22 protein-coding genes and 1 pseudogene are annotated in these 23,919 nt (G+C 66.6%); 11 read left to right on the top strand and 12 right to left on the bottom strand.

The window, feature by feature from the left end; translation table 11 throughout:
• Window positions 1–9: 9 nt before the first annotated feature.
• From yidC to rpmH, 3 genes are all read right to left on the bottom strand, one after another.
• Entirely contained in the window at window positions 10–1,869 is a 1,860-nt protein-coding gene (gene yidC / locus FJU11_RS09970; protein WP_141166902.1) for a membrane protein insertase YidC, read from the bottom strand.
• A 112-nt stretch (window positions 1,870–1,981) separates the two neighbouring features.
• Entirely contained in the window at window positions 1,982–2,386 is a 405-nt protein-coding gene (gene rnpA, locus FJU11_RS09965) for a ribonuclease P protein component (RefSeq protein ID WP_141166901.1), read from the bottom strand.
• 27 nt (window positions 2,387–2,413) lie between these two features.
• Entirely contained in the window at window positions 2,414–2,551 is a 138-nt protein-coding gene (rpmH, locus tag FJU11_RS09960; RefSeq protein ID WP_141166900.1) for a 50S ribosomal protein L34, read from the bottom strand.
• A 326-nt stretch (window positions 2,552–2,877) separates the two neighbouring features.
• Here rpmH and FJU11_RS09955 point away from each other — a divergent pair, with 326 nt between their 5' ends.
• Together FJU11_RS09955 and FJU11_RS09950 are read left to right on the top strand one after the other, a co-directional pair.
• A complete protein-coding gene (locus FJU11_RS09955) occupies window positions 2,878–3,651 on the top strand; it encodes a TVP38/TMEM64 family protein (protein ID WP_141166899.1) in 774 nt (257 codons plus the stop codon).
• Window positions 3,652–3,774: 123 nt separating this feature from the next.
• The gene (locus FJU11_RS09950) at window positions 3,775–4,914 is read left to right on the top strand and encodes a glycosyltransferase (RefSeq protein WP_141166898.1); all 1,140 of its coding nucleotides are present in this window, start codon (window positions 3,775–3,777) and stop codon (window positions 4,912–4,914) included.
• On the opposite strand, the gene FJU11_RS09945 is transcribed toward FJU11_RS09950, so the two are convergent.
• Both FJU11_RS09945 and FJU11_RS09940 read right to left on the bottom strand, forming a co-directional pair.
• Window positions 4,820–6,175 carry a PIG-L family deacetylase gene (locus FJU11_RS09945; protein WP_181408126.1) on the bottom strand — a complete coding sequence of 452 codons (1,356 nt, stop codon included), beginning with the start codon at window positions 6,173–6,175 and terminating at the stop codon, window positions 4,820–4,822. The two genes, FJU11_RS09950 and FJU11_RS09945, sit on opposite strands and share 95 nt — an antisense overlap.
• Window positions 6,172–7,224: an acyl-CoA dehydrogenase family protein gene (locus FJU11_RS09940; RefSeq protein ID WP_141166896.1), complete on the bottom strand. Its 1,053-nt coding sequence runs from the start codon at window positions 7,222–7,224 to the stop codon at window positions 6,172–6,174. The genes FJU11_RS09945 and FJU11_RS09940 overlap by 4 nt, the downstream gene beginning before the upstream one ends.
• A 187-nt stretch (window positions 7,225–7,411) precedes the next feature.
• Between FJU11_RS09940 and FJU11_RS09935 the strand changes: the two genes are divergently transcribed.
• Window positions 7,412–8,359 (top strand): glycosyltransferase, encoded by a 948-nt coding sequence (locus FJU11_RS09935; protein WP_141166895.1) that lies wholly within the window; start codon window positions 7,412–7,414, stop codon window positions 8,357–8,359.
• On the opposite strand, the gene FJU11_RS09930 is transcribed toward FJU11_RS09935, so the two are convergent.
• Window positions 8,287–9,540 carry a glycosyltransferase family 4 protein gene (locus FJU11_RS09930; RefSeq protein ID WP_141166894.1) on the bottom strand — a complete coding sequence of 418 codons (1,254 nt, stop codon included), beginning with the start codon at window positions 9,538–9,540 and terminating at the stop codon, window positions 8,287–8,289. The two genes, FJU11_RS09935 and FJU11_RS09930, sit on opposite strands and share 73 nt — an antisense overlap.
• Entirely contained in the window at window positions 9,537–10,589 is a 1,053-nt protein-coding gene (locus tag FJU11_RS09925) for a glycosyltransferase family 4 protein (protein ID WP_141166893.1), read from the bottom strand. Before FJU11_RS09925 ends, FJU11_RS09930 begins: the two co-directional genes overlap by 4 nt.
• A 60-nt stretch (window positions 10,590–10,649) precedes the next feature.
• On the opposite strand from FJU11_RS09925, the gene FJU11_RS09920 reads away from it, so the two are divergent.
• Together FJU11_RS09920 and FJU11_RS09915 are read left to right on the top strand one after the other, a co-directional pair.
• Window positions 10,650–12,716: an HAD-IIB family hydrolase gene (locus tag FJU11_RS09920; protein WP_141166892.1), complete on the top strand. Its 2,067-nt coding sequence runs from the start codon at window positions 10,650–10,652 to the stop codon at window positions 12,714–12,716.
• A complete protein-coding gene (locus tag FJU11_RS09915) occupies window positions 12,713–13,576 on the top strand; it encodes a glycosyltransferase family 2 protein (RefSeq protein ID WP_235890974.1) in 864 nt (287 codons plus the stop codon). The genes FJU11_RS09920 and FJU11_RS09915 overlap by 4 nt, the downstream gene beginning before the upstream one ends.
• Before the next feature lie 34 nt (window positions 13,577–13,610).
• On the opposite strand, the gene FJU11_RS09910 is transcribed toward FJU11_RS09915, so the two are convergent.
• From FJU11_RS09910 to FJU11_RS09900, 3 genes are all read right to left on the bottom strand, one after another.
• On the bottom strand, window positions 13,611–14,705 hold the full coding sequence (locus tag FJU11_RS09910) for a glycosyltransferase (protein ID WP_141166891.1): 1,095 nt from the start codon (window positions 14,703–14,705) through the stop codon (window positions 13,611–13,613).
• Between the two features lie 138 nt (window positions 14,706–14,843).
• Window positions 14,844–15,497 carry a glycosyltransferase family 29 protein gene (locus FJU11_RS09905; protein WP_141166890.1) on the bottom strand — a complete coding sequence of 218 codons (654 nt, stop codon included), beginning with the start codon at window positions 15,495–15,497 and terminating at the stop codon, window positions 14,844–14,846.
• Window positions 15,498–15,552: 55 nt separating this feature from the next.
• Entirely contained in the window at window positions 15,553–15,801 is a 249-nt protein-coding gene (locus FJU11_RS09900; protein WP_141166889.1) for a DeoR/GlpR family DNA-binding transcription regulator, read from the bottom strand.
• A gap of 30 nt (window positions 15,802–15,831) precedes the next feature.
• Here FJU11_RS09900 and FJU11_RS09895 point away from each other — a divergent pair, with 30 nt between their 5' ends.
• From FJU11_RS09895 to FJU11_RS18745, 3 genes and pseudogenes are all read left to right on the top strand, one after another.
• Window positions 15,832–16,116, top strand: a complete 285-nt coding sequence (locus tag FJU11_RS09895) for a Rossmann-fold NAD(P)-binding domain-containing protein (protein WP_141166888.1) — start codon at window positions 15,832–15,834, stop codon at window positions 16,114–16,116.
• On the top strand, window positions 16,113–17,489 hold the full coding sequence (locus FJU11_RS09890) for an NAD(P)/FAD-dependent oxidoreductase (protein WP_235890973.1): 1,377 nt from the start codon (window positions 16,113–16,115) through the stop codon (window positions 17,487–17,489). Before FJU11_RS09895 ends, FJU11_RS09890 begins: the two co-directional genes overlap by 4 nt.
• A gap of 18 nt (window positions 17,490–17,507) precedes the next feature.
• A pseudogene (locus FJU11_RS18745) lies at window positions 17,508–17,681 on the top strand (hydantoinase/oxoprolinase family protein); the annotation flags it as partial.
• Between the two features lie 63 nt (window positions 17,682–17,744).
• On the opposite strand, the gene FJU11_RS09880 reads toward FJU11_RS18745, so the two are convergent.
• Together FJU11_RS09880 and FJU11_RS09875 are read right to left on the bottom strand one after the other, a co-directional pair.
• On the bottom strand, window positions 17,745–19,457 hold the full coding sequence (locus FJU11_RS09880; RefSeq protein ID WP_141166887.1) for a dihydroxyacetone kinase family protein: 1,713 nt from the start codon (window positions 19,455–19,457) through the stop codon (window positions 17,745–17,747).
• A 437-nt stretch (window positions 19,458–19,894) separates the two neighbouring features.
• The gene (locus FJU11_RS09875; RefSeq protein WP_141166923.1) at window positions 19,895–20,131 is read right to left on the bottom strand and encodes an Lrp/AsnC ligand binding domain-containing protein; all 237 of its coding nucleotides are present in this window, start codon (window positions 20,129–20,131) and stop codon (window positions 19,895–19,897) included.
• A gap of 255 nt (window positions 20,132–20,386) precedes the next feature.
• Between FJU11_RS09875 and FJU11_RS09870 the strand changes: the two genes are divergently transcribed.
• From FJU11_RS09870 to FJU11_RS09860, 3 genes are all read left to right on the top strand, one after another.
• Complete coding sequence (locus tag FJU11_RS09870; protein ID WP_141166886.1) at window positions 20,387–21,355, top strand: sugar-binding transcriptional regulator; 969 nt, start codon at window positions 20,387–20,389, stop codon at window positions 21,353–21,355.
• Window positions 21,356–21,534: 179 nt separating this feature from the next.
• A complete protein-coding gene (locus tag FJU11_RS09865; RefSeq protein WP_141166885.1) occupies window positions 21,535–22,848 on the top strand; it encodes an ABC transporter substrate-binding protein in 1,314 nt (437 codons plus the stop codon).
• A gap of 198 nt (window positions 22,849–23,046) precedes the next feature.
• A complete protein-coding gene (locus FJU11_RS09860; protein WP_141166884.1) occupies window positions 23,047–23,919 on the top strand; it encodes a carbohydrate ABC transporter permease in 873 nt (290 codons plus the stop codon).

Below are 23,919 nucleotides of genomic sequence, written 5' to 3'. Positions count from 1 at the left end.
CGAACGCCGTCATTCCGCCGGTTTCGGCTTGCGTCGGAACAGGCCGGAGAGGTTGTTCCACAGCTCGTTCTTCACGCCCTGGCGCTTCATGATGATGCTCTGCTGAAGCACCGAGAGCGAGTTGTTGACCGAGTAGTAGATCACGAGACCGGCCGGGAAGTGCGCCAGCATGAAGGTGAACACCACCGGCATCCAGGTGAAGACCATCGCCTGGGTCTTGTCGGGCGGCGTCGGGTTCATGCGCATCTGCATGAACATCGTGAAGCCCATGATCAGCGGCCAGATGCCGATCATGAAGGCGTCCGGCGGCGTGAAAGGCAACAGGCCGAACAGGTTGAAGATCGAGGTCGGATCGGGTGCCGAAAGGTCCTGGATCCAGCCGAAGAACGGCGCATGCCGCATCTCGATCGTCGTGTAGAGCACCTTGTAGAGCGCGAAGAAGACGGGAATCTGGAGGAGCATCGGCCAGCAACCCGCGATCGGGTTGATCTTCTCCTCCTTGTACATCTTCATCATTTCCTGCTGCATGCCCATACGGTCGTCGCCGTATTTCTCCTTCAGCTCCTGCATCTTGGGCTGAATGGCCTTCATCTTGGCCATGGAGGAGTAGGACTTGTTGGCAAGCGGGAAGAAGATGAGCTTGATGATGATCACCGTCAGGATGATCGCTACGCCGAAATTGCCGACGAGGTTGTAGAAGAAGTCCATCAGGTGGAACATCGGCTTGGTGATGAAGTAGAACCATCCCCAGTCGATGAGCAGGTCGAACTGCTTGATGTTCAGGTTGTCGCGATAGGCGTTGACGAGGGGCACGCGCTTGGCGCCGGCGAAGACGAGGTTCTCGATTGAGGCGGATTGACCCGCAGCGACGCGCACCGGGGTCGACTTGAAGTCCGTCTGCCAGTGCGGCCTTCCGTCCTTGAAATAGGCGTACCGCCCGTCGAAGGAGCCGCTGCGCGGAATGAGCGTCGTCGCCCAGTACTTGTCGGTCAGGCCGAGCCAGCCGTTCTTGGCGCTCGGCTGGTCGACGATGCCGTCGTCCTTGATCGAGGAATAGCTCGTCTCTTCGAGGCCGGCATTGCCGAAGACGCCGATCGGACCTTCCTGAAGCACGTAGGAGGAGCGGTCGTGCGGACGGTTGAAGCGCGTGACGCGACCGTAGGGCGTCAGCGAGATCGCCGCGCCGGTTTTGTTGGCGATCGTGTCCTTGATCGTGAACATGTACTGGTCGTCGACGGCGATGTGCCGGTTGAAGGTGACGCCCTTGTCGTTCGTCCAGGTCAGCGTAACGGGGTTCGAAGGCGTCAGCTTGCCGCCCTCGCTCTCCTTCCAGACCGTGTCGGGGCCGGGCACCTTGCCGACCGCGTCGTTGCCGATATAGCCGAGCTCGGCGAAATAGCCGTTCTGCGACTGGGCCGGGCTCAGGAGCGTGATGAGCGGGCTGCTCTCGTCGACGGTCTCATGGTAGTTCTTGAGCTTCAGGTCGTCGAGGCGCGCGCCCTTGAGGTTGAGCGAGCCGATGACGGCGGGCGTCTCGATCGCGATGCGCGGCGTCTCGCCGATGAGCACGCTGCGGGCGGTCGTGGTCTGCTTGCCGGTATCGCCGTTGCCGGCGGGAAGGGTGCCGCTGGCCTCGTTCGGCGGAGGCGCCCCGTCGTCGGTGCTTCCGTTCGCCGGTGCCGTGCCGGCGTTCGAGCCGGATGGCTGCGATGCGGGCGCCTGCGTCGTCGCGGCCTGCTTTCCTTCGCCGGCCGTGTTTTGAGCGGTGCGCTGGCTGTCCATGCGCGGGCTCACGTAGAAATATTGCCAGCCGATGAGTACGAGCACCGAAAGCGCAATCGCGACGATGTAATTGCGGTTGTTGTCCATCCCAGATCCTTGATGGCCCCAGTTTCTGCTGGTCGAAGGTGCTCGACGACGTCCGCATTGCGGACCTGATTTCCGGCATGTCCGCCACGGCGGGGCGCGGCGCCTGAAATCTCTAGCGTTTCACGGTGCGAGCGCCATCGCCACGCCGGGCGGCCCGCTCGCGCCGGCCCTCGATGCGGTCTTTGAGCGCCGAGGTCAAGCGTGAAAACGACGCATGAAGCACCTCGCGCCGCCCGACGAGCACGTAATCGTGCCCTTCGGCCATGGCGAACCGGCCTTCCAGACGCACCGCTTCCTTGAGCCGGCGACGGATGCGATTGCGCTCGCAGGCATTGCCCTGGCGCTTGGTGACGGTGAAGCCGATGCGTGGGGCTTCGCCATCGCCGCGATCGCGCACCTCGAGCACGAAGAACGGTCCGCGACGGCGTTCGCCCTCGCGGACCGCAAGGAACGACGAGCGCTTCTTGAGCCGGCCGGGATGCCGCGCGGCATCGCCGACGGGAAGAGCCGCGTCCATGGCGCGAACGCGCCGCGTGAGCCGGCTTTACGCCGACAGACGCTTGCGCCCGCGGGCGCGGCGGGCGGAAAGAACCTTGCGTCCGCCCTTGGTCGCAAGGCGTGCGCGGAAGCCGTGGCGGCGCTTGCGCACGAGCTTGGAAGGCTGAAAGGTACGCTTCGACATTATTTGAATACCGCGGTGTGCGGCCCTTCTTGGAATGGCGTGTTTCGATGCGTGGATTGCGCTCGCACAGACGCGCCCGCAGGGCAGGCGCAAAGACGAACGGGCGACGTATAGGCACGCAAGTGACGAAAAGTCAATCCGCGCGCGGCCGTCGCGTGCCGCTTCGAGGTCGTCGCACGATGGCCGTTCGGGCCGGCCCCGCCTTCACGAAGGCTTCAACGAATGCGAACAGGCGTTAGTTGAGGCCTCGGCGGCGATGGCTTAGAGCGTTCGACGGGACGGGCGAAGGGCGCTCTTCCGAACTATCGCGACAGGGGCGGGCGAGAATGCGGGAAGGCGAGGGACGGACCGACACCGCGCCGGGCGAAGAGACGACCGGACCCTCCGCCGGGAGCCGGAACCGATGGACGCGCTTCCTACCGCTCGCCGTCCTGCTGGCGCTGCTTGCCGCGGGCTATGCGGCCGGTCTGCAACGCTATGTCTCGCTCGATGCGCTCGCCGATCGCCGTGCCGGCCTTCAGGCCTATGTCGCGGCGCATACGCTGCTTTCCGGGGCGATCTTCGCCGGAATCTACGTTCTGGCCGTCGCGGCGTCGTTTCCGGCCGCTTCGCTGTTCACGATCACCGGCGGCTTCCTCTTCGGCTGGCTCGGCGGTGGGCTGGTCACCAGCGTTTCGGCGACGATCGGAGCGACGATCATCTTCCTCGCCGCCCGAACCGCATTTTCGAGCGTACTGCGCCGGCGCGCCGGCGGCGCCATCCATCGCCTTGCCGGCGGCTTCGAGCGCGATGCGTTTTCCTATCTGCTGGCTCTGCGGCTGGCGCCGATCTTCCCCTTCTTCGTCATCAATGTCGCCCCGGCATTCTTTCGCGTCAGTCTTTTCGACTACGTCGTGGCGACCTATCTCGGCATCCTGCCCGGAACCTTCGCCTACGCCTATCTCGGCGAAGGTCTGGACAGCGTCCTCGTTTCCGCCGCGAAGGCCGGGCGCAGCGTGACGCTTTCCGACATCGTCACGCCCGAGATCACCATTGCCTTCGTCGCGCTCGCCGTGGTGGCTCTGATTCCAATGCTCGTTCGCCGCTTCCGTTCGCGCTGAAATCGTTCGCCGCGTCGATCGACTGCGGCAGCCGGAGCACGGCGAGCGAATTTCGGTGCGGCTTGGGGAACGCTCTCGCGGCCGCGATCTTTCGCCCTCCGCAGGTGAAGGAGACGAGAGACGGTGTCGATACGAGAATGCGTGGCGGCGTATGGCGGGCACCTTCTGGCGCCGACGCCTGGCAAAAGCCCCGGCAGCGCCCGCATCATCGTCTGCGTGCCGGTTCGAAACGAGGCGGACCGGGTCGGGCGATGCCTCAAAAGCCTTAGCGAAGCCTTCGGGGCCGAAGCGCACGTCCTTCTCCTCGTCAACGATACCGACGACGGAACGCAGGCGGCGATCGAAGCGGCTTCGTCGAGGCTTGCCTGCGGGATCACCGTCGTCGATGTCGGGTGGCGAAACGGCTGCGGTTCGGCGGGCCGTGCACGCCTTCTCGCGATGGCGATCGCGCACCGCCTCGCGCCGGGCGCGATCCTCTATTCGACGGATGCCGACACGCTGGTCGCGCCGGACACGATGACGGTGCTCGACGGGCATTTCGCCGAAGGCTTCGATCTCGTCTGCGGCCGGATCGGCTTCATCGCCGAAGAGGCCGCCCTTCTCGAAGCCGTCGATCCGGCGCGGGATGCGGCGATCCGCGCCTATCGCGAGACCACGCGCCACATCGCAGCACTTCTCTTTCCGGATCCGGACAATCCCTGGCCGCATCACGGCAATATCGGCGGGGCGAACTTCGCTATTACGGCAGATGCCTATCGGCGCATCGCACCGCTGCCCGTCGTCGCTTCCGGCGAGGATCGGCTATTGCGGCGCCATTGCGAGGCGCACGGCATGCGCATCACCTACAGCAACGCGCTTCGCGTCGAGACCTCCTGCCGGCTCGACGGCTTCACGCAAGGCGGCCTATCCGCGGAACTGACGCGCAACCGCCACGAGGCCGACCCGGAAGTCGACGAGATGCTGGAGCGGCCCTCGGAGCTGCTGCGACGCCTGCGCCTGCGATATCTCATGGAACACGAGAACGATCGGCAACGGGTCGCAAAGTGCCTCGCCGCACGTGGCATGACGCCCGAGCACGCGGCCCGGCTCGCCGATCTCGAACCGCGGACGCTCGCCTGGTTGCGCGTCGAGAACGAACTTGCCTGCCTTCGTCGCGAGCGGCTTCGCTTCAGCGCGATGAAGCGCTACCTGCCAGGTCTGGAACGCCTTCACCGGCGTATCGAAGAAGCGTCGCGCGATAGGCCTCCCGCCCGCGCTCGCTGACCGTGACGAAGCGATTGCCGAGCACGGCGAGGAAGAAATCGTGGGCGTCGCGGCCGGAAAGCGGCGTGCCGGTATCGCCAAGATAGTCGACCACGAGAATGTCGCCGCCCGGCTGGAGCCGTTCGATCAGGCCTTCGGCAAGAATGCGCGAGCCTTCCTCGTCGAGGAAATAGAGGATCTCCGACACGATCGCGAGATCGAAAGGCCCGTCCGGCAGGCCTTCCGGCAGCGCGCCCTCGACAAAATCGAGACCGGAGATTCCGGCATGAACCGTGCGGGCACGGGCTACAATACCGGGATCGCGGTCGATACCCGTGAGTGCCGGGACGACGCCGGCCTCGACAAGGGCGGCAGCGAGATGACCTTCCCCGCAGGCGACGTCGAGCCCGCGCGTATGGTGCGTGCCGGAAAGCTGGTCGATGTTGTCGGCGCGCTTGTCCGCTTCGTATCGCGAGGACCGCACGTGCCACGGGTCGCCATCGTTGGCGTAGAGATCGGCGAAATGGTCGGCACCCGGCAGTGCGCCCGGCATCGCCGCCCAGGCGTAGCGCTCGAACGGCGCGCGCTGCGCTTCGAGAAACCACTCCGGCAGCACGAAACCCTCCGGATCGTCGGTCACGAGCGCGCCGAGCTGCGAACGGTGGCAGGCGATGGCGCGGCCCTTGGCTTCGATGTCCGTCGCCAGCCTGAACGGCGTCAGGCCTTCCGTACGGCACGGCTCGTCGTCGCCTAGCCGCATCGACCAGACATAGTAATGGAGGAGCCGGATACGGGGGCGAAGGGCGCGAACCGCCTCGGCAAGTGCGGCCGTCGCGTGGTGATCCGGGTGCGGATCGTCCGGATGCGGAGCGCAAAGCGCAGTAGCCCCGATCTCGTCGAGAAAGGTCGCGACTCGGCCGGCCGCTTCGGCCATGCGCGGATCGCGGCCCGCGCCGCTGTCGGCGAGATGCAGCCGGAGCCATCGCGCATCGGCAACACCGAGGCTTTCGACGGCCGCCTGCTGCTCGGCCGTGCGGATTTCGGCAAGGCGCTCCCGTGGGATCGAAGGTGAACGGTGCGACGCTTCCCCATCGGTCACGGCGACGATGCCCATCGTTCTTCCAGCACGCGCGGAACCCGAAATCAGCGCGGACGTCCCGAACGTCTCGTCGTCGGGATGCGGCGAAAGAACCACGAGCGCGCCGTCGCCGACGAGGCGGCCCGCTTCCGTGACCGGCGCGTCGGCCATGCGTTCGCGCCATGGGCCCCAAATCGTCGTCATTTCAGATAGGTCTCGGCGAGCACGCGGCATTTGTGCAGCAGAAGCGCATCCGGGTTCGCCTGGCGCATGTAGACTGCAAGGTCGCGCACTGCGCTGTCGAGCGGGTTGCCGGCTTCGAAGGAGGAAAGCCCGACAGCACGCCGCGCGATCTCGCTGACGGCGAGCCCGTCCGCCTCCACCTGCAGACGCGTATAGGACGCACCGGCGACGGCGAGCGCGATGGCCGCATGATCGTCTGAATCCACCGTCTCGACGGTCCGAGCCGCATCCTCGACCCAAAGCGCTGCCGTGCGCGCATGCAGGATCGCCTGTCCCAGACGCTCGGTCTGCAACGGATGCTCGATCCGCCCGGTCGCTTCGAGATGGCGTGCCATCAGCATCATGATCGCCTCGATGCCGCCGAGATGGACGGCGGCGCAACGCCAGATCCCGCCCTGCAGGAACGGCTCGATCGCATAGTCGCCGGGTTCGCCGAGCATGGCGTCGGCATCGAGCCGCAGGCCTTCGAAATCGTAGGTGCCGGACGCCGAAGCCTGCATGCCGCTCATGCGCCAGCCTTCGCCGTTCTGCCGGGCCGGATCGTCGGCCGGCACGCAGTAAAGCTGCTGGCTGCCGTCCTCGCGCTTGATCGGCACGATGGCGTGGGAGACGATGCCGAGCCCCGAGGCGTAGCGCTTGCCGCCGTGCAGGACGATGCCTCGCCCGTCCGCTGCCACCGTCAACGGCGGGTCGGCGTCCGCGCCCCACACGCCGAGGATCGCATCCTTCTCCAGCATCGCTTCGAGCCGTGCGTGCTGCCGTCGCGAACCGTAGAGCCTGAGAAGCTGCACGGCGTTGGCGTGCCCTTCGAGAAGCCGGCCGAGATTGAGGTTCGCCGCACCCGCGGACCGCAGGCGTTCGAGCATCGTCCGCCAGTCTTCGCCGAGCCGGCCGTCTTCCCGGTAGAGCCGTCCGACCTCGCGAAAGAGCCCGTCTCGATGCGCCGCGTCGAAGGCGGTATCGAACGGCATGTAGGCAAAGCGATTCCCTGTCGCCGCGGTAAGGGGCATGCGCGTTCGCTCCATGAAGGGAATGCGCTTTGCGAGAAGGGGACCAAGCGCTGGAGATGGAACGGATGGCACGCCCGTTCGGTTCAGCCGACAACAAAAATCGTCTTTTCGGGCGGCAGCCGATGTATCTCTTTTCGAAGCTCCCGCCTCTTCCGGACAAGGCGGGATGACCCGATGTCCGAGTTGCATGGCGCGAAACTGGCTGCGTTCGCCGCGCGCGGACGCACTTTCGCGCTCACGGGGCGGAAACTGGTGGGAATGCGGCCACTGCGGCCTCGTCGCCTGCGAAACGGCGATCGAAGCCGACACGCTCGAGAAGCATCTCGCGGAACGCATGCGTGCTGCCGTCTTCCAGCTTGCAGACGACGATCCGCTCTTCGTCGAAGCTTATGCGCTGCGCACGGTCGCCCTTCGCCATCGCAAGGTCGCCGTTCCGACGGATAACCGGCAGCGAGCTGCGTTGCACGAACCCTATGCGCCGGTCGGCGCCGCGGCCGCGCTCCACGATCTCGCGTCGATCCAGCCCGTCCCTGTGTCTCTTACCATCCTCTGCCGGAACGATGAGATCAAGGCGCTGCGGGAAACCCTTGCGGAACTCGCCGAGGCGTTCGACGACATCCTTCTCCTCGTCGATGATTCCGGCCCGAAGCCAGAACGCATCGCCGTGCCGGGCGTGCGTGTCGTCGAACGATCCCTCGACGGCGATTTCGCCGCGCAGCGCAACCATGCGCAGAAGGCCGCCCGTCATGCATGGGTGCTCCAGCTCGACAGCGACGAGACCCTTGACCCCACCGCGCTCGGCGACCTTGCGCGTGTCGCGGCAGTCGCGGAGCGTTCGGGAAGCATTTCTGTCGGCCTCCCCAGACGGAACGTCGTCGACGGCGTTCTTTCCGACCTTTTCCCGGACGTGCAGTACCGCTTGAACCGCAGGCAAGTGCGCTACGTCGGCCGGGTCCACGAGCGTCCGGCCTTGCCGCGCGGATGGCGCGACGGCTTCATCGCGCCGAACCTCGTGCTTCATCACAGCCTGAGCGCGGAGCGCGTCCGGTCTCGTTCCACGCGTTACGAGGCACTCTCGCCCGGTGAAGGCCGGCTTTTCGAAGCCGAGGCGCTGCTCCGCCCTTTCCGGCCCTGATCGAAATTCGCGCGGGCCGCGGCGTAGAGCGCCAGTGTCTCGCGTGCCAGCCCCGCCCGGCCGAAGCGTCCGGCGGCAGCGAGCGCCTGGGCGTGCATCGTCTCGCGCAGGCCCGCATCCTTCAGCACGGGCCGAAGGGCGTCGGCCAGCGCTTCGCCCGTGTCGTTCGCGGCAAGGCGTCCGGCCTCGTCGTCGCCGACGACGGTGCGCGCACTCGCATCGCTCGCGCAGGCGACGAGCGGCCGGCCGAAGGCGAGCGCTTCCTGGTAGACGAGGCCGAAGGATTCGTAGCGCGACGGCGCGACGACCAGATGCGCGGAGCGGTAGAGTTTGCAGAGCGCCGCCTCGCCGACCCGGCCGATCGCCTCGATCCGTTGCGCGGCATTTTCTGGAAGCGCAGGCAATTCGCCAGTCTCGACGCCGACGAGCTTCAGCTTGAAGGCGGGGAGCGTACCGTTCTCCGCCTCAGGAGCGAGGATGCGCATCGCCTCCATCAGGCAGTCGAAGCCCTTGCGCCGTTCCGCCCGGCCGACGAAGAGCATCGTCACCGTGTCGCCCGGCGGCGGATAGGGCGCGTCTTCGGCAAGCGAAAGCCGCTCCGGCGGCAGCGAGAGGCCGACGACGGCCGACGGCGTTGTCGGATCGAGATGGTAGAGCCGGCTCACCTTCTCGCCGTGGCTTTCCGTATTGAAGATGTGCCCGTTCGATCGCCGCGCCGTGGCCGCCTCGATGCGGCAGGCGAAGCGCCCGTCGAGCGCGTCGCGCAAGGTCGCTCCGACCGCGCCGGTAAAGGCACCCGGCGTCGAATGGCGCGTGACGAAGGGCAGGCCGTCGATCCGGCTGGCAAGGGCCGCCGGCGCGTACCAGTTCGTCGCCTCGAGGCACGCGTAGGGCCGCTTGCGATGGTCGGCTGCGATGCGGCGAGCGAACCATCGCGGCCCGATCAGGTGACCGAGCGCCATGCGCTTGCGCAGCCAGCCGTCGACGCCGGACCGTTCCGGCAGGCAGCCGACGACATGCACACCGTTGACGCGTTCGCTGCGGGCACGGTCGAGCGTATAGACGGTGACGTCCGTGCCGGCGCCGACGAGACTTTCGGCGATCTCGCGCGCGGCGACCGAAAGCCCGCTCGGGCTCGGCGGGTAGTCCCATGCGATGAGCGCCGTCGAAAGCCCGCTCATGCGCGCGCCCCATCGAGAAGCCGGCGATAGATGGCAACGTAGTCCTCGGCCATCCTCCGTGCCGTGAAGCGCGCCTCGAAGCGCTCGCGTACCCGTCTGCGATCGAGCGTGGCAGCGCGGGCGAGCGCTTCGGCCGCTTCCGTCTCGTTCTCGACGACGTAGCCCGTCACGCCGTCTTCGACGACCTCCCCGACCGCACCGCGATCGAAGGCGACGACCGGCGTGCCGCAGGCCATCGCCTCGATCATGACGAGGCCAAAGGGCTCCGGCCAGTCGATCGGAAAGACGAGCGCCGCCGCGTTGCCGAGGAGGTCCTGCTTGCCGCGATCGTCGAGCGCGCCCACGAAAACCGCGTCGTCGCCGAGAAGCGGCCGGACGCATTCGTCGAAATAGGTCGGATTGCCGTTGTCGATGGCGCCGGCGAGCCGGATCGGCATGCCGGCCGCGCGCGCGATGCGGATCGCCGCATCCGGGCGCTTCTGGTCCGTCATGCGCCCGATGAAGGCCGCGTAACCACCACCATCGCCGAGCGAATAGCGATCTACCGCAATGCCGTGATGGACGACACCGGCGCGGTTTTGATGCGGGATACCGTCGAGCTGGCTCTGCGAGATACCGGCGACCGGCAGGTCGGGAAAGGCCGCGAAGAAGAGCTGCCGGTCCAGTTCGTCGACCCGCCAGTGGATCGTCGTCAACGAGCGCCCGCGCCGTTCGCCGAGCAACGCGGCGTGAAAAAATTCGCCGTGGCAGTGAACGATGTCGAAATCGGAAAGCCGCTGGCGGAGCGCCTCCATCTGTACGGCCTCGAGCACCTGCGGGATGGAAGGCGGCACCGTACCGTGACGCGTTTCGAGCGCCTTCAGGCTCGGCAGATCGCCGATTCGCGGCACCTCGCTCGTGCTGTCGTTCGGCGCGAAAAGCGTGACGGCATGACCGAGCGCTTCGAGTTCGATGCTAAGGTCGTGCACCACGCGCTCGGTCCCGCCGGCGTGTTCCGGAGGTGTGGGTGCGATGTTCGGAGCGATCTGGGCAACTTGCAGCGGCTTCATTGCGGAACATATAGCCCCGTAGCCGATTGCACGTAGGCGCTACTCGCCCGAGGGAGAGACATGTTCATCGTTCACCTTGCCCTTCAGGGTTGCCTGCGCGCCGAAGACGTCGCCTACGGGCTGACGCCGGATACCGGTGGACACATACGCTACCTTCTGGAACTGGCAACCGCGCAGATCCGGCATCCGGCGATCGACCGGGTCGTCATCGTCACGCGCGCCTTCGAAAGCCGCTACGGGGCCGACTACCACGCCGGTCACGAGCGGACGGAAGCCGGCTTCGAGATCCTGCGTTTGCCGACGAGCCATTCGGGCTATCTGTCGAAGGAAGATCTCTGGCGCGAGACGGACGCGTTCAGCGAAGCGCTTGCCGCGTGGCTCGAAGCCGAGCCGAAACGTCCGGACTATCTGCACGCCCATTACGCCGATGCGGCGACGGTCGCGGCGAGAATGCGCGAACGCTTCGCGATGCCCTTCGTCTTCACCGCCCACTCGCTCGGCCGCGTGAAGCTCGCTGCGTTCGATACGGCGAACGCACCGCTTCAGGCGAAGGCCGGCCTCGAACGCCGCGTCGTCACCGAGGAGAACGCGATTTCGGCCGCCGACCTCGTCGTCGCCTCCTCGCGCGACGAGGCCGAGGTGCAATACGCGACCTACGATCGCTACGAGGCCGGCCGCATCCGCATCATCGAGCCGGGCAGCAACCTCGAAGCCTATCGCGCGGCCCGTCCGACGCCGGCCGTGCGCGCCATGCTCGCCCCCTTCCTGCGTGAGCCCGACCGGCCGATGGTGCTTGCGATCGCGCGGCCGATGGCGAAGAAGAACCTGCCGGCCCTCGTCGAGGCCTTCGGCAGCGACCCGTGGCTTTACGAAAACGCCAACCTCGTCCTCGTCGCCGGCGTGCGCGACGACATCGCCGATCTCGAGCCGGAATGCCGCGAGGAGATGCGTGCGATCCTCGAGGCGATCGATCGGCACGATCTCTACGGGCGCGTCGCGCTTCCGAAGCACCATGGCGCCGCGGATATTCCCGCGCTTTACGCGCTGGCACACGAGACCGGCGGGGTGTTCGTCAATCCGGCGCTGAACGAGCCCTTCGGCCTGACGCTGCTCGAAGCCGCCGCAAGCGGCCTGCCCGTGGTCGCGACCGACAGCGGCGGGCCGAACGACATCGTCGAGCGTTGCCGAAACGGCCTGCTCGTCAGCCCGCAGCGCAAGGACGCGATCGCCACGGCCTGCCGGACGATCCTCGCCGACCATGAAGCATGGCGGCATTATTCGGCGAACGGTGCGAAGGCGGTCGCCGCGTATGACTGGGACCGCCATACCGAACGCTGCCTCGCCGCGATGCGCCGCCTTCTTGCGAAGGGTGACGGTCGGCGAACGGGCAGGATCAAGCAGCTCCTCGTCAGCGACATTGACAACACGCTGACCGGCTCCGATCCCTACATGGCGGCCTTCGTGAAGTGGTACGCCGGCGAAACCGGCCTGACCTTCGCCGTCGCGACGGGCCGTTCCTTCCACAGCGCGCTCGCCATCCTCGAACAGCACGAGGCGCCGACGCCGGAAATCGTCATCTCTTCGGTCGGCTCGGAAATCCACCTGCTCGACGAAAACGGCGTCACCTATCACGCCGACCGCGCGTGGGAGCGCCATATCGACAGGGACTGGCATCCGCGCGACATCGCCGAAAGGCTTGCGTGCGTCGCCAACCTCGCGCCGCAGGGGCCGCTCGAACAGCGGCGCTTCAAGCTCAGCTATCTCGCCGAGGACGATCCGGGGATCGTCGAGCGCATCCGTGGCCGGCTTGGCGAGGCGGGGCTGGCGGCCTCGGTCATCTACAGCCATGCGCGCTATCTCGACATCCTGCCGGTGCGCGCCTCCAAGGGTGCGGCGATCGCCTATCTGCGCAAACAATTCGATCTCGCCGAAAACGCGGTCTTCGTCGCCGGCGACAGCGGCAACGACATCGAGATGCTGCAATCCGTACCCCAGGCGATCATCGTCGCGAACTATTCCGACAGTCTTGCCAGCAACCGGACGCTGGCCCATTCCTACATCGCCCGCAAGAGCCATGCGCTCGGCATCATCGAGGGGGTACGCCACTTCCGCGAGCGCGCCCGGTGAGCCTCAGCGTCCTGACGCTCGTGCGAAACCGCCGCGCGCATCTGGAAAACCTGATGGAAAGCCTGCGCGCACAGACGCGGCTTCCCGACGAACTCGTCATTGCCTGCATGCAGGATGCCGTCGAACCCGACCTGCCGGAGCTACCCTTTTCCGTCCGCCAGTTCACCGTCGGCGGCGATGCCCTGCCGCTCGCCCGCGCCCGCAATCGCGCCGCCGGAACCGCGAGCGGCGACACGCTCGTCTTCCTGGATGTCGACTGCATCGCGTCGCCGACGCTCGTCGAAAGGTTCGAAGAGGCCTGCGAGACGGAACGCGGCCTCTTCCTCGGCGAAGTCCTCTATCTGCCGGCCGGTGCCGTGACGAGACCGCTCGACACCGCAAAGCTCGACGCGCTCGGCGTGCCCCACCCTTCCAAGCCGGCAATACCTGCCGAAGGCATGCGCCCGGAACCGGAAACCGGCGAGTTCTGGGGCCTTTCCTTCGCGCTGGCGAAAGCGACATGGACGGCGCTCGGCGGTATGGACGAGGCGTTCACCGGTTATGGCGGCGAGGAGACCGAACTCGCCGCCCGGCTCGACGAAAAGGGCGTGCCCCTATGGTGGGTCGCCGGCGCGCGCGCCTACCATCAGCACCACACCGTCTACAGTCCGCCGCTTCACCATTTCGACGCCATCCTCACGAATGCGCGTCGGTTCAAGCACCGTCACGGGCGCTGGTGCATGGACTACTGGCTCGGCCAGTTCGCCGAAGGCGGATGGATCGCGTGGGATCGGTCCTGTGAGGATGTCGAAGTTCTCCGCCGCCCGACGCGCGAGGAGATCGAAGCCGCGCGCCAACCGGACGACGTGCGCTTCAGCTGACACGCCCGCCGGGACGGAAATCATCTGGCGGTTTTCAGGCCCACAGCGTGTCCGTCGTCGTCTCGAGCCAGTTCGCCGCGCGTGGTGCCGCTTCCGGTTCGTAGAGATCGGCGAGGATGGCGGGGTCAAGGCGGCGAGCCTCGTTCATCAGCTCGCGCCATTTGGCGAGATCGCCCGGCCAGCGTGGTGCGTGGACGGCCGCGCCGAGGGTGGCGAGCGCCTCTGCCTTGCGGGCCTGCTCGGCGAAATAGCGCCATTCCGGCATGACGACCAGCGGCCGGCCGACGCGGGCGATCTCCGTGATCGTGTTGTCGCCGGCCGACGCGACGACCATGTCGCAGGCCGCCAGATAATCCGTGACGTTCTTCACCCAACCGAGTTCGTAAAGGTTGGAGAAGTTCGTCTCGTGGCCCTCCTTCAGCGTCGGGCCGAGGACGAGCCAGTCGGCATCCGGCAGGGCGCGCGCGGCGACGGTGAGCGGCGCGTAGGGCGTTCCGGCCCCGCCGCCGCCGGTCAGCACGACGATCGTCTCGCGTTCGGGGTCGAGGCCGAGCTTCCGGCGGGCGGCCGCCTTTTCCGGCACGGGATCGCGCGTGGTGCACAGGCCCCCGGAATAAAACGTCTTCGCCTTCAGATGATCCGGATAGTCCGCCTGTTCCAGCCGTTCGTCGAAGGGCGCGAGCATGCCGACGCTCGCCTCGTAGCTGCCGATATGGCCGACGTCGGAACGGTCGCCATGCATGCGGATCTGCACCGCCGGCACGGAGGCGATGCGCGAAAGGAGCGCGATCTCCGAGGAGACGTCGACGACGAAGAGCCCGACGTCGCGCGCGTCCAGATGGTCGAGGATCGTGCGCATGGTCGCCCGCATCTCCTTAAGGCCGAGCGGCACGCAGTGCAGCACCGAAGGCGTCGGCTCGGCATAGAGCCGTGCGGTCGGGACGGCCGCGCCGATCATGTTCGGCAGCGCCACCAGTTCGATGTCGCGTTCGAAGCCGTCGAAGAGATGCGGACCGGCCGTCAGCACCGATACCGGTCGTTCGCGCGAAAAGGCTTCGACGAGCGCCATCGTCCGGTTGGCGTGGCCGCGGCCCTGGTGGTGAACGAAAAACGTGATCGGTTTGAGCATTATCGAAGAAACGCCGTTGGTCGGAAAGCCGATAGACGCCGAACGCCACGCCCGATCATTTACATTTGCTTATGGGAAAGCGGTAAATATTTTGCGGGTGCGTTCGTTATCTAGGCTTCCACAGCGACGCGTCGACGATCAAACGGGCGAAACCGGCGGATGGATGCGAACGCGGCCTTCGTTCTCCTTCGCGTGGAAGAAGGCGCGTTCCATCGCCCATCGATGCCCCTGCCAGCCATCGAAGCCGAAACCGAAGACGTCGATCGGCTCGTCGAAGGTCGAAAGCGCCCAGATCAGTGCGATCAGGCCGGTGGAGGGCGCGGGCATGGCACGTTCGATCCGCGGATGACCGATCACCGCGCAGGCGGCGAGGAAGACGGCTTCGTCGACGACGATCACCTCCTTGCCGGCCGCCGAAAAGCGCATCCGTGCCTCGTCCGCATGGTTCGCCCCGTCCGGGTCAGCGCGTTCGGCTGCCGAAAGCGGTGGTGCGATGCGCTCGTCCTTGTCCGGATGGATCGGCAGGAGGATGCGTCGGGTCTCGCGCATGGGCTTACGTGTGGCGAACGCGGGATCATCCAGCCATTCGCGCATCTGGCCGCCGCAGTTGACGAGGAAGAGATCGGTCACGCGGCTGCCGTTGACGTCGCCGAAGCCATGGGCGTTGTTGAACCGGACGACACGTTTCATCGCATCGATCCTCGCGGCCTCGTTGCCCGTCGTCGGTGCGTTGCCGACGAGGCAGATGCCGTCTTGCGGCGCGTCGTTCGTCACGTTCGATACCCTTGCCACCGATGTGTTCGGCGAACGTATCGGTCGGGCACCGGATCGTCCATGGCGAGACCGTTCAGCGCTCGGACAGGGCGGGCCGCTTCGAAAGGTCCGTTCGGGCAGGCGTCAGCGCGATGCCCATGGCGCGGATCCGTTCGCATTCGTCCGCCGGCAGGCCCTCGTCGGTGATGATCTGGCGGACACGCTCCAGCGCCCCGATCCGGTAGATAGCGCGCGCGCCGAAGCGGCTGCTGTCGGCAAGCAGGCAGGTGCCCGGGTAGCGCAAACCGTCGCTCGCATGGGCCCGGATCGACGCATTGATCAACGATGCCGGCTCCGGCGAGGGGTTCGCCCGATGGACGACGAATCACTCGACCGGCTCTGGGCGATTAACGTGAAGGCGACGCTGCGCCTGACGCGCACTGCCGGGCATGAAACCCGGGACATGGACGTTCGCTGCACGGTCGTCTGCCCAGGTTTTGGCCGTACGGAGATGTTGAGCTATACCGACAAGGTGACGCCGGCCAAGATGGTCCGGCCGGAAACGCTCGTAACGATGATCCGCAACACCGTCGAACTTCCGAACACCGCCGCCGTTGCCGGGCTCCTCGTCAACTGCCGGCTCGAGGACACGCTTTGAGGGAAAAGGGTGCGCAACCGATCGCCCGCGGCGTGCCGGCACTCGTGTCGGTCTCTTCCGACGCGGCGCTTCCCGAAAAGGTCGACGTCGTCGTCATCGGCGGCGGTATCGCCGGCGTGGCGACCGCGTTCTTCCTCGCCCGCGCGGGCGTTTCCGTCCTCGTTTGCGAGAAGGGGCGCATTGCCGGCGAACAGTCCAGCCGCAACTGGGGCTGGGTGCGCCAGATGGGGCGCGACGCGGCGGAACTGCCGCTGACCATCGAAAGCCTGAGGATCTGGCGTGGCCTGCACGAGATGGGAGTCGAGACCGGATTCCGCGAAACCGGCATCACCTACGTCGCCCGTACCGCACGCGAAAGCGCCGATTTCGAGGGGTGGAAGCGCGATGGCACGGCGCACGGCGTGCCGATCCGGCTGCTTTCGGCGCGCGAGGTCCGCCGGCATCTGCCGCAGATCACGGACACCTTCCGCACCGCACTGCATACCGGCAACGACGGACGCGCCGAACCGGCGATGGCGGTTCCGGCCCTTGCCGAGGCAGCCCGTGGGCACGGTGCCCGGATCATGACGGACTGCGCCGTGCGCGATGTTGAGACGAGCGGTGGCAGGGTCAGCGGCGTCGTCACGGAACACGGGCGCGTCGCATGCGCGCAAGTGCTCGTCGCCGGCGGCGCATGGACGCGCCGGTTCCTCGGCAATCTCGGCGTGCGCTTTCCCCAGCTTCGCGTCATCGGGTCGGTGGCGCGCATCGAGACCGAGCACGCCCTTCCCGAAATGCCGGTGGGCGGAGGCGATTTCGCCGTGCGCCAACGGCTGGACGGCGGCTACACGATCGCCCGGCGGAACGCCAACATCGCGCCGATCACCCCGGACAGCTTCGCCTTCCTGGCCGATTTCCTGCCGACCTACCTCAAGACGTGGCGCGAGCTTTCGGTCCGCGTCAACCGGCATTCGCTGGACGAGCTGCGCGGGCGGCGCCGATGGCACGCCGACGAGCCTTCGCCCTTCGAAGCATGCCGCGTGCTCGATCCCGATCCGGATCTTTCCTGCGTGGAGGAAGCGCGCAAGAGAGTGGAACGCGCGTTCCCCGGCGCGGGCATGGTGCGGCTGACGCACGCCTGGGCAGGCGTCATCGACGCTTCGCCGGACGCCGTTCCGGCGATCGGCCCCGTTCCCGGACGCGAGGGCCTCTTCGTCGCGAGCGGATTTTCCGGGCACGGCTTCGGCATCGGACCGGGCGCCGGCCGTCTCGCCGCCGATCTCGTGACGGGCGGCACGCCATGCGTCGACCCCGCGCCTTTCTCTCCATCCCGGTTCATCCGGGCGAGCGCAACCGGCGCAAAGCGCGCCCGACAGGACAACGAAGCAGACTGATATAGCTGGCGTATCGGTGTGGACAGCGGCGGCACGTTTACCGATGTGGCGCCGCTTAAGAACGGCGTATGCTCGCCGACCGGCGAGGCGGAAGCGCACGGCCACCCGATCAAGACGCCGATGCTCGACATCCATACGGTCGGCGCGGGCGGCGGTTCGATCGCGCATGTCAACAGCGGCAGCCTGCATACCGGAAGAGAGGCGTTCGATCAGCCGCGTCCCGGCGTAGCCCACGCCTCGTACCTGCGGGCGCATTCAGTCCGCGTCGGCGAGCCGCCTGGCGATCGTTCGGGCGGCAAGCGCCAGCGAGACGGCGCCGGCATCGGGGTGGCCCTTGCTGCGTTCTGCGAGCGGGCGGGCGCGTCCGAGCTTCGGCGTCAGCGCTTTGGTCTCTTCGGCCGCCTTTTCCGCCGCGTCGGCGGCTTCGCGCCAGATCGTCGCCGCGTCGGCATCGGCGGCACTTGCCCGCCGGATCGCCTCGACCATGGGGACGAGCGCGTCGACCAGCGTCTTGTCGCCGGGTTTCGCCCCGCCGAGACGCATGACGCGCTCGCGAGCGGCTTCCGCGCCGGCGGCGACCTGGCCACGGCTCATCCGCTGCGTATCGGAAAGCGCGCTCGCGAAACCGCCGAGGATGAGGCCCCAGATCGCGCCCGAGGTACCCCCGGCGCGATCCGCCCAGGCTTCGCCGGCAGCGGCAAGCACGCTCCGTGCCCCTGCGCCGGCCGACACCGCCTGCTCGGCCCGCGAGGCGGCGGCACTCGCACCCCGGCGCATGCCGGCGCCATGGTCGCCGTCGCCGGCGACCGCGTCGATCCGGCCCAGCTCGTCTTCGGCCGCCTCCAGAGCTTCCCGCAAGTCGCGAAGGACGAGGAGGATCAGTTCGCCGGATTTGCGCGAATCCTGGTTTCCCTTCGGAAAGCCGTGTTCCGCCTCGACGGTTTCGGCCAGCGGTTCGGCCGGCGCCCGGTCGCCGACATGGCCCTTGCGGCAGGCGGCCGTATCGGCCGGCGCCCGCCAGAGCGTTTCGAGTTCGTCGTCGAGGAAGGTGATCGTCAGCGAACAGCCGGCCATGTCGAGGCTGGTGACGAGCTCGCCGCATTCCGGCTCGACGAGCGTCATGCCTTCGCTCCCGAGCCGTTTCGCGATGTGGGTCCACAGCACGAACAGCTCCTCGTATTTCGTCGCGCCGAGCCCGTTGAGGATCACGGCCGCCCGCCCGTTCCAACCTTCCGGGCGTTCGGGGAGGAGCTTCTCGACGAGAAGATCGGCAAGTCCGGCCGCGTCGGGCGCATCGATCTCGCCGATGCCGGGCTCGCCATGGATGCCGAGGCCGACGCCCATGCGCCCTTTTTTGACGTGGAAGAGCGGTTCGCCGGCACCGGGAAGCGTGCAGCCTTCGAAGGCGACGCCGATCGAGACGGTGCGCGCGTTCGTCTTTTCCATGACGGCCATGACCGCGTCGATGTCGCGGCCTTCCTCGGCCGCAGCGCCGGCGATCTTGAAGACCGGCACGTCGCCGGCGACGCCGCGGCGCTTGTGCCGTTCGCCGAGTTCGGCGCTCGCGACGTCGTCGGTGACGGCGAAGGTGCGCGCGTCGATGCCCTCGGCGGAGAGCTCGGCCGCCGCACCGAAATTGAGGACGTCGCCGGCATAGTTGCCGAAGGCGAAGACCACTCCGCCGCCGCGATCGGAAAGCCGGCCAACACGTGCGATCGCCGCCGTCGAGGGCGAGGCGAAGACATCGCCGGCGACCGCGGCGTCGGCGATGCCGGGCCCGACATAGCCGAGAAAGGCCGGGTAGTGCCCCGAGCCCCCGCCGATGACGAGCGCCACCTTGCCCTTCGGCGTCGCCGTCGCACGCAGCACGCCGTTCGGCACCGGCCGCACGATGCGCGGATGCAACGCGGCGAAGCCTTCGAGGGCACGAATCGCGAAATCTTCGGGGTCGTCGTGGATGCGGGTCATGGCGTCACCGTCACGCTGTGAAGGGTGGAGCGGAAGCCGTGGCGCACGCATGCGCCGTCCGTCCTCGTCTGCGGGTTCGCGCACCATAGTGCGCGCGCAAGCGCTTCGTCGTAAAGTCCAGGGTGAGTGGTAGAGCCTGAAGACGCGAACGATAGGGCCGTCGGCCGCAAAGCGCGCCTTCGATACGCTTTACGACCGACGGCCGATGCGCGCCGTTCGCCGACGCGTCACGTTCCCCTCTTCGGAACTGTCCTCGACGGAGCAAGATGCGTGCCAGAGGCGTTTTCCGGTGCGAGCGTCCCGGATTCACGCGATCGCGAGGAAGCGGTGCGAACGATTGCCGCACGGCGAAGCAGAGTGTGCCCATTTACGAGGCATCGGTGACGATCGCCTCGGATCGGGCGCGCCGGACTGGATCGGTCCGGCCCGAAAGTGCGCTAGAATGCCTTGAAGGTGAGGATCGTGTGCGTGCGTTCGATGCCGGGGATCGTGTGCACGTTGTCGGCCACGAAGCGGCCGATGTCGACGGTGTCCTCGACGTAGAACTTCGCCAGAAGGTCGAAATCGCCGCTCACCGAATAGATCTCGGAGGCGATCTCGCACTCGGCAAGATCGTCGGCGACCGCGTAGGCCTGGCCGAGCCGGCACTTGAACTCGATGAAGAAGCACTGCATGGCGCGTTCCCAGGCCGTCTTTCGGATGGCGCCGCCGCCGCAAGCGGCACCGCTTTCAGCGTCGAACCATATTCCATCGCCTGCGACAAGGCCCATGTGCGGCTGCGGCGATCGTTGTGAGCCGGGCAAGCCGCCGCGGTTGTCGGGCGCGCCCTCGAAACGACGAAACGCTTTCCTCCGGGCGTCGCGTCGCCTATGGGCGAGGGGAGGCCGCGCCATGGTGCGGTGGAGCGAGAATATCGGGAGCGCGAGGAGATGACGAAAAGCGGCGAGAAGACCGCGCGATCGGGCAACCGCCTGGACGATGCCGCGCGCGCCGGCTGGCTCTACTACGTGGCCGGCCGGACGCAGGACGAGATCGCCGGCGCCATGGGGATCTCGCGCCAGAGTGCGCAGCGGCTCGTTTCGCTGGCGGTTTCCGAAAAGCTGATCAAGGTGCGCCTCGACCACCCGATCGCCGCATGCCTCGAACTTGCCGAAGCGCTGAAGCGAGCCTTCGACCTCACGCGCATCGAGGTGGTGCCGAGCGATCCGGCGGGCACGTCGCGCACGGTGGGGCTTGCCGAAACGGGGGCGGCGGAAGTCGAGCGTTGGCTGCGCTCCGAAACGCCGATCGTCATGGCGGTCGGCACCGGCCGGACGCTCAAGGCGGCGATCGACCAGCTCCCCGCGATGGAATGCCCGCAGCACCGCATCGTCTCGCTGACGGGCAATATCGGCCCGGACGGCTCGGCGTCGTACTACAACGTGATCTTCTCGATGGCCGACGCGGTGAAGGCGCGGCATTTCCCAATGCCGCTGCCGATCTTCGTCTCCTCGCCCGAAGAACGCGCACTGCTTCACCAGCAGGCCATGGTGCAGTCGACCCTTTCGCTCGCCCGCCAGGCGAACGTGACCTTCGTCGGCATCGGCGAACTCGGGCCGAATGCCCCCCTGCGCATGGACGGGTTCCTCGACGAAGACGAGATCGCCGCCGCCGAACGGGCGGGTGCCGTGGGAGAAATCTGCGGTTGGGTCTTCGACGCCGAGGGCAGGCTGCTCGACGGTGTCATCGAGAAGAGCGTCGCGAGCGCGCCGTTGCCGCCGCGCGAAGAAAGCCTGGTCATGGCGCTCGCCATGGGCGAACGGAAGCGCGCCGCGATCGCCGGCGCCCTGAAGGGTCGCCTCGTCAACGGGCTGGTCACGGACGAGGAAACGGCACGCCATCTGCTGCGCGTCGCTTGACGCCCCCGGACCACCGCCGATACCGTGTCGTTCCACAACCGGGAGGCGGCTTCGATCGCGTTGGAATGGTGCGTTGCAGCATCGAATCCGCCTTGACGAGGCCCGGGGTAAGATGGGTAATTGCCCATAACCAAGGCAATTGCTCGTTTTGGTACCATTCTTCTTTCGGGAGGCTTTCGATGAAATTCAAATCGCTCTTGCTGGGCGCGTGTGCGTCGGTCGCGATGGTGGCCTCGGCACAGGCGGTCACGCTGACCATTGCCACCGTGAACAACGGCGACATGATCCGGATGCAGAAGCTGACGGACGACTTCAAGAAACAGAATCCGGACATCGACCTGAAGTGGGTCACGCTGGAAGAAAACGTCCTTCGCCAGCGCGTCACGACCGATATCGCCACGCATGGCGGCCAGTACGACATCATGACGATCGGCAACTACGAAGTGCCGATCTGGGCCAAGCAGGACTGGCTCGTCCAGCTCGACGATCTCGGCGACAACTACGATGCCGACGACATCCTGCCTTCGGTGAAGAAGTCGATCTCCGTCAAGGACAAGCTGTACGCCGCGCCGTTCTACGGCGAGAGCGCCTTCACCATGTACCGTACGGATCTCTTCAAGAAGGCCGGGCTGGAGATGCCCGAGAAGCCGACCTGGGAGTTCATCAAGAAGGCCGCCGACAAGATCACCGACAAGGACAAGGGGATCTACGGCATCTGCCTGCGCGGCAAGGCCGGCTGGGGCGAGAACATGGCCTTCGTCACGGCGCTCGCCAACTCCTGGGGCGCGCGCTGGTTCGACATGGACTGGAAGCCGCAGTTCGACAGCGATGCCTGGAAGGGTGCGGCGAAGTTCTACGTCGACCTCCTGAAGCAGGACGGACCTCCCGGGGCATCGTCGAACGGCTTCAACGAGAACCTCGCGCTCTTCCAGTCCGGCAAGTGCGGCATGTGGATGGACGCGACGGTCGCGGCTTCCTTCATCTCGGACCCGAAGGAATCGAAGGTCGCCGACAGCGTCGGCTACGCGCTTTTCCCGACCCATGCGAAATACGACAACCACGGTAACTGGCTGTGGTCGTGGAACCTCGCCATTCCGGCCGGTACCAAGCATGAGGACGCGGCGAAGAAGTTCATCGCCTGGGCGACGAGCAAGCACTACACCGATCTCGTCGCGCAGAAGGACGGCTGGTCCAACGTGCCTCCCGGCACGCGCCAGTCGCTCTACGCCAACAAGGACTATCTCGACAAGGCGCCGTTCGCCAAGCTGACGCTGCAGGCCATGCAGGCGGTCAACCCGAACCAGCCGACCGTGGACAAGGTGCCCTACAAGGGTTCCCAGTTCGTCTCCATTCCGGAGTTCCAGGCGATCGGTACCGCCGTCGGCCAGCAGTTCTCGGCGGCCGTCGCCGGACAGACCTCGGTCGACCAGGCGCTGCAGAACTCGCAGCAGCTGACGACGCGCGAGATGACAAAGGCCGGCTACATCAAGTAGTCGCGCCACGCGTCTCGAAAACGCGAAGAAGTCCGAAGGGTCGCCGCCTCGAAGCAACGGGCGGCGGCCCCTCTTTCAGGCAAGAGATGGTTCAAGTGGCCGGATCGCGCAGGTAGGCGCGTCATCCTCCTTGACCGATCTTTTTCCTGTGTCACCGTACCGTCCGGATGGGACGACCAAGGCGAGGAGAGCACCGGCATGGCAACGACGCACACCAAGACGGCTGCCCGTCTGATGATGTCGCCGTCGGTCATCCTGTTGCTGATCTGGATGGCCGTGCCGCTGGCCACGACGATCTACTTCTCGACCCTGAACTACAATCTGCTGATGCCCGGTGTGCATAATTTCATCGGGTTCCAGAACTACAAGTACTTCCTGACCGATCCGGCCTTCCTGACCTCGATCTGGAACACGCTCGTCCTCGTCGTCGGCGTGCTTCTCATCACCGTCGTCGGCGGTATTGGGCTCGCGCTTCTGATCGACCAACCGATCTACGGCCAGAACATCGTGCGCATTCTGGTGATCGCACCGTTCTTCGTCATGCCGACCGTCTCCGCGCTCGTGTGGAAGAACATGTTCATGAACCCGGTGAACGGGCTCTTCGCCTGGTTGTGGCACCTCGTCGGGTTGCAGCCGGTCGACTGGCTGGCGCAGGCGCCCCTTCTCTCGATCATCATCATCGTCGCATGGGGATGGCTGCCGTTCGCCACGCTGATCATCCTGACGGCGCTTCAGTCGCTCGACGAGGAGCAGAAGGAAGCCGCCGAGATGGACGGGGCCAGCGCGTTCTCGCGCTTCTGGTACATCACCCTGCCGCACCTTTCGCGCGCGCTGACCGTCGTCATCCTCATCCAGACGATCTTCCTGCTGGCGATCTTCGCCGAGATCCTCGTCACCACGAATGGCGGACCGGGCAACCTTTCCACGAACCTCACCTATCTCGTCTACACCCAGGCGCTCCTGCAGTTCGATGTCGGCAGCGCCTCGGCCGGCGGCATCGTCGCCGTCATCCTCGCCAACATCGTGGCGATCTTCCTCATCCGCCTCGTCGGCAAGAATCTGGAGACCTGA

The sequence above is a fragment of the Pararhizobium mangrovi genome (genome assembly GCF_006516965.1).
GTDB classification, from domain to species: domain Bacteria; phylum Pseudomonadota; class Alphaproteobacteria; order Rhizobiales; family Rhizobiaceae; genus Pararhizobium_B; species Pararhizobium_B mangrovi.
The sequence above is the reverse complement of the archived record's forward strand: the minus strand, read 5'-3'. Positions and strand labels throughout refer to the sequence as shown.

Coding starts and splice junctions, on each gene's coding strand:
- yidC (WP_141166902.1), bottom strand. CDS start 1,869: ATGGACAACAACCGCAATTACATCGTCGCGATTGCGCTTTCGGTGCTC.
- rnpA (WP_141166901.1), bottom strand. CDS start 2,386: ATGGACGCGGCTCTTCCCGTCGGCGATGCCGCGCGGCATCCCGGCCGG.
- rpmH (WP_141166900.1), bottom strand. CDS start 2,551: ATGTCGAAGCGTACCTTTCAGCCTTCCAAGCTCGTGCGCAAGCGCCGC.
- FJU11_RS09955 (WP_141166899.1), top strand. CDS start 2,878: ATGCGGGAAGGCGAGGGACGGACCGACACCGCGCCGGGCGAAGAGACG.
- FJU11_RS09945 (WP_181408126.1), bottom strand. CDS start 6,175: ATGACGACGATTTGGGGCCCATGGCGCGAACGCATGGCCGACGCGCCG.
- FJU11_RS09940 (WP_141166896.1), bottom strand. CDS start 7,224: ATGCCCCTTACCGCGGCGACAGGGAATCGCTTTGCCTACATGCCGTTC.
- FJU11_RS09935 (WP_141166895.1), top strand. CDS start 7,412: ATGGCGCGAAACTGGCTGCGTTCGCCGCGCGCGGACGCACTTTCGCGC.
- FJU11_RS09930 (WP_141166894.1), bottom strand. CDS start 9,540: ATGAGCGGGCTTTCGACGGCGCTCATCGCATGGGACTACCCGCCGAGC.
- FJU11_RS09925 (WP_141166893.1), bottom strand. CDS start 10,589: ATGAAGCCGCTGCAAGTTGCCCAGATCGCTCCGAACATCGCACCCACA.
- FJU11_RS09920 (WP_141166892.1), top strand. CDS start 10,650: ATGTTCATCGTTCACCTTGCCCTTCAGGGTTGCCTGCGCGCCGAAGAC.
- FJU11_RS09910 (WP_141166891.1), bottom strand. CDS start 14,705: ATGCTCAAACCGATCACGTTTTTCGTTCACCACCAGGGCCGCGGCCAC.
- FJU11_RS09895 (WP_141166888.1), top strand. CDS start 15,832: ATGGACGACGAATCACTCGACCGGCTCTGGGCGATTAACGTGAAGGCG.
- FJU11_RS09880 (WP_141166887.1), bottom strand. CDS start 19,457: ATGACCCGCATCCACGACGACCCCGAAGATTTCGCGATTCGTGCCCTC.
- FJU11_RS09875 (WP_141166923.1), bottom strand. CDS start 20,131: ATGCAGTGCTTCTTCATCGAGTTCAAGTGCCGGCTCGGCCAGGCCTAC.
- FJU11_RS09870 (WP_141166886.1), top strand. CDS start 20,387: ATGACGAAAAGCGGCGAGAAGACCGCGCGATCGGGCAACCGCCTGGAC.
- FJU11_RS09865 (WP_141166885.1), top strand. CDS start 21,535: ATGAAATTCAAATCGCTCTTGCTGGGCGCGTGTGCGTCGGTCGCGATG.
- FJU11_RS09860 (WP_141166884.1), top strand. CDS start 23,047: ATGGCAACGACGCACACCAAGACGGCTGCCCGTCTGATGATGTCGCCG.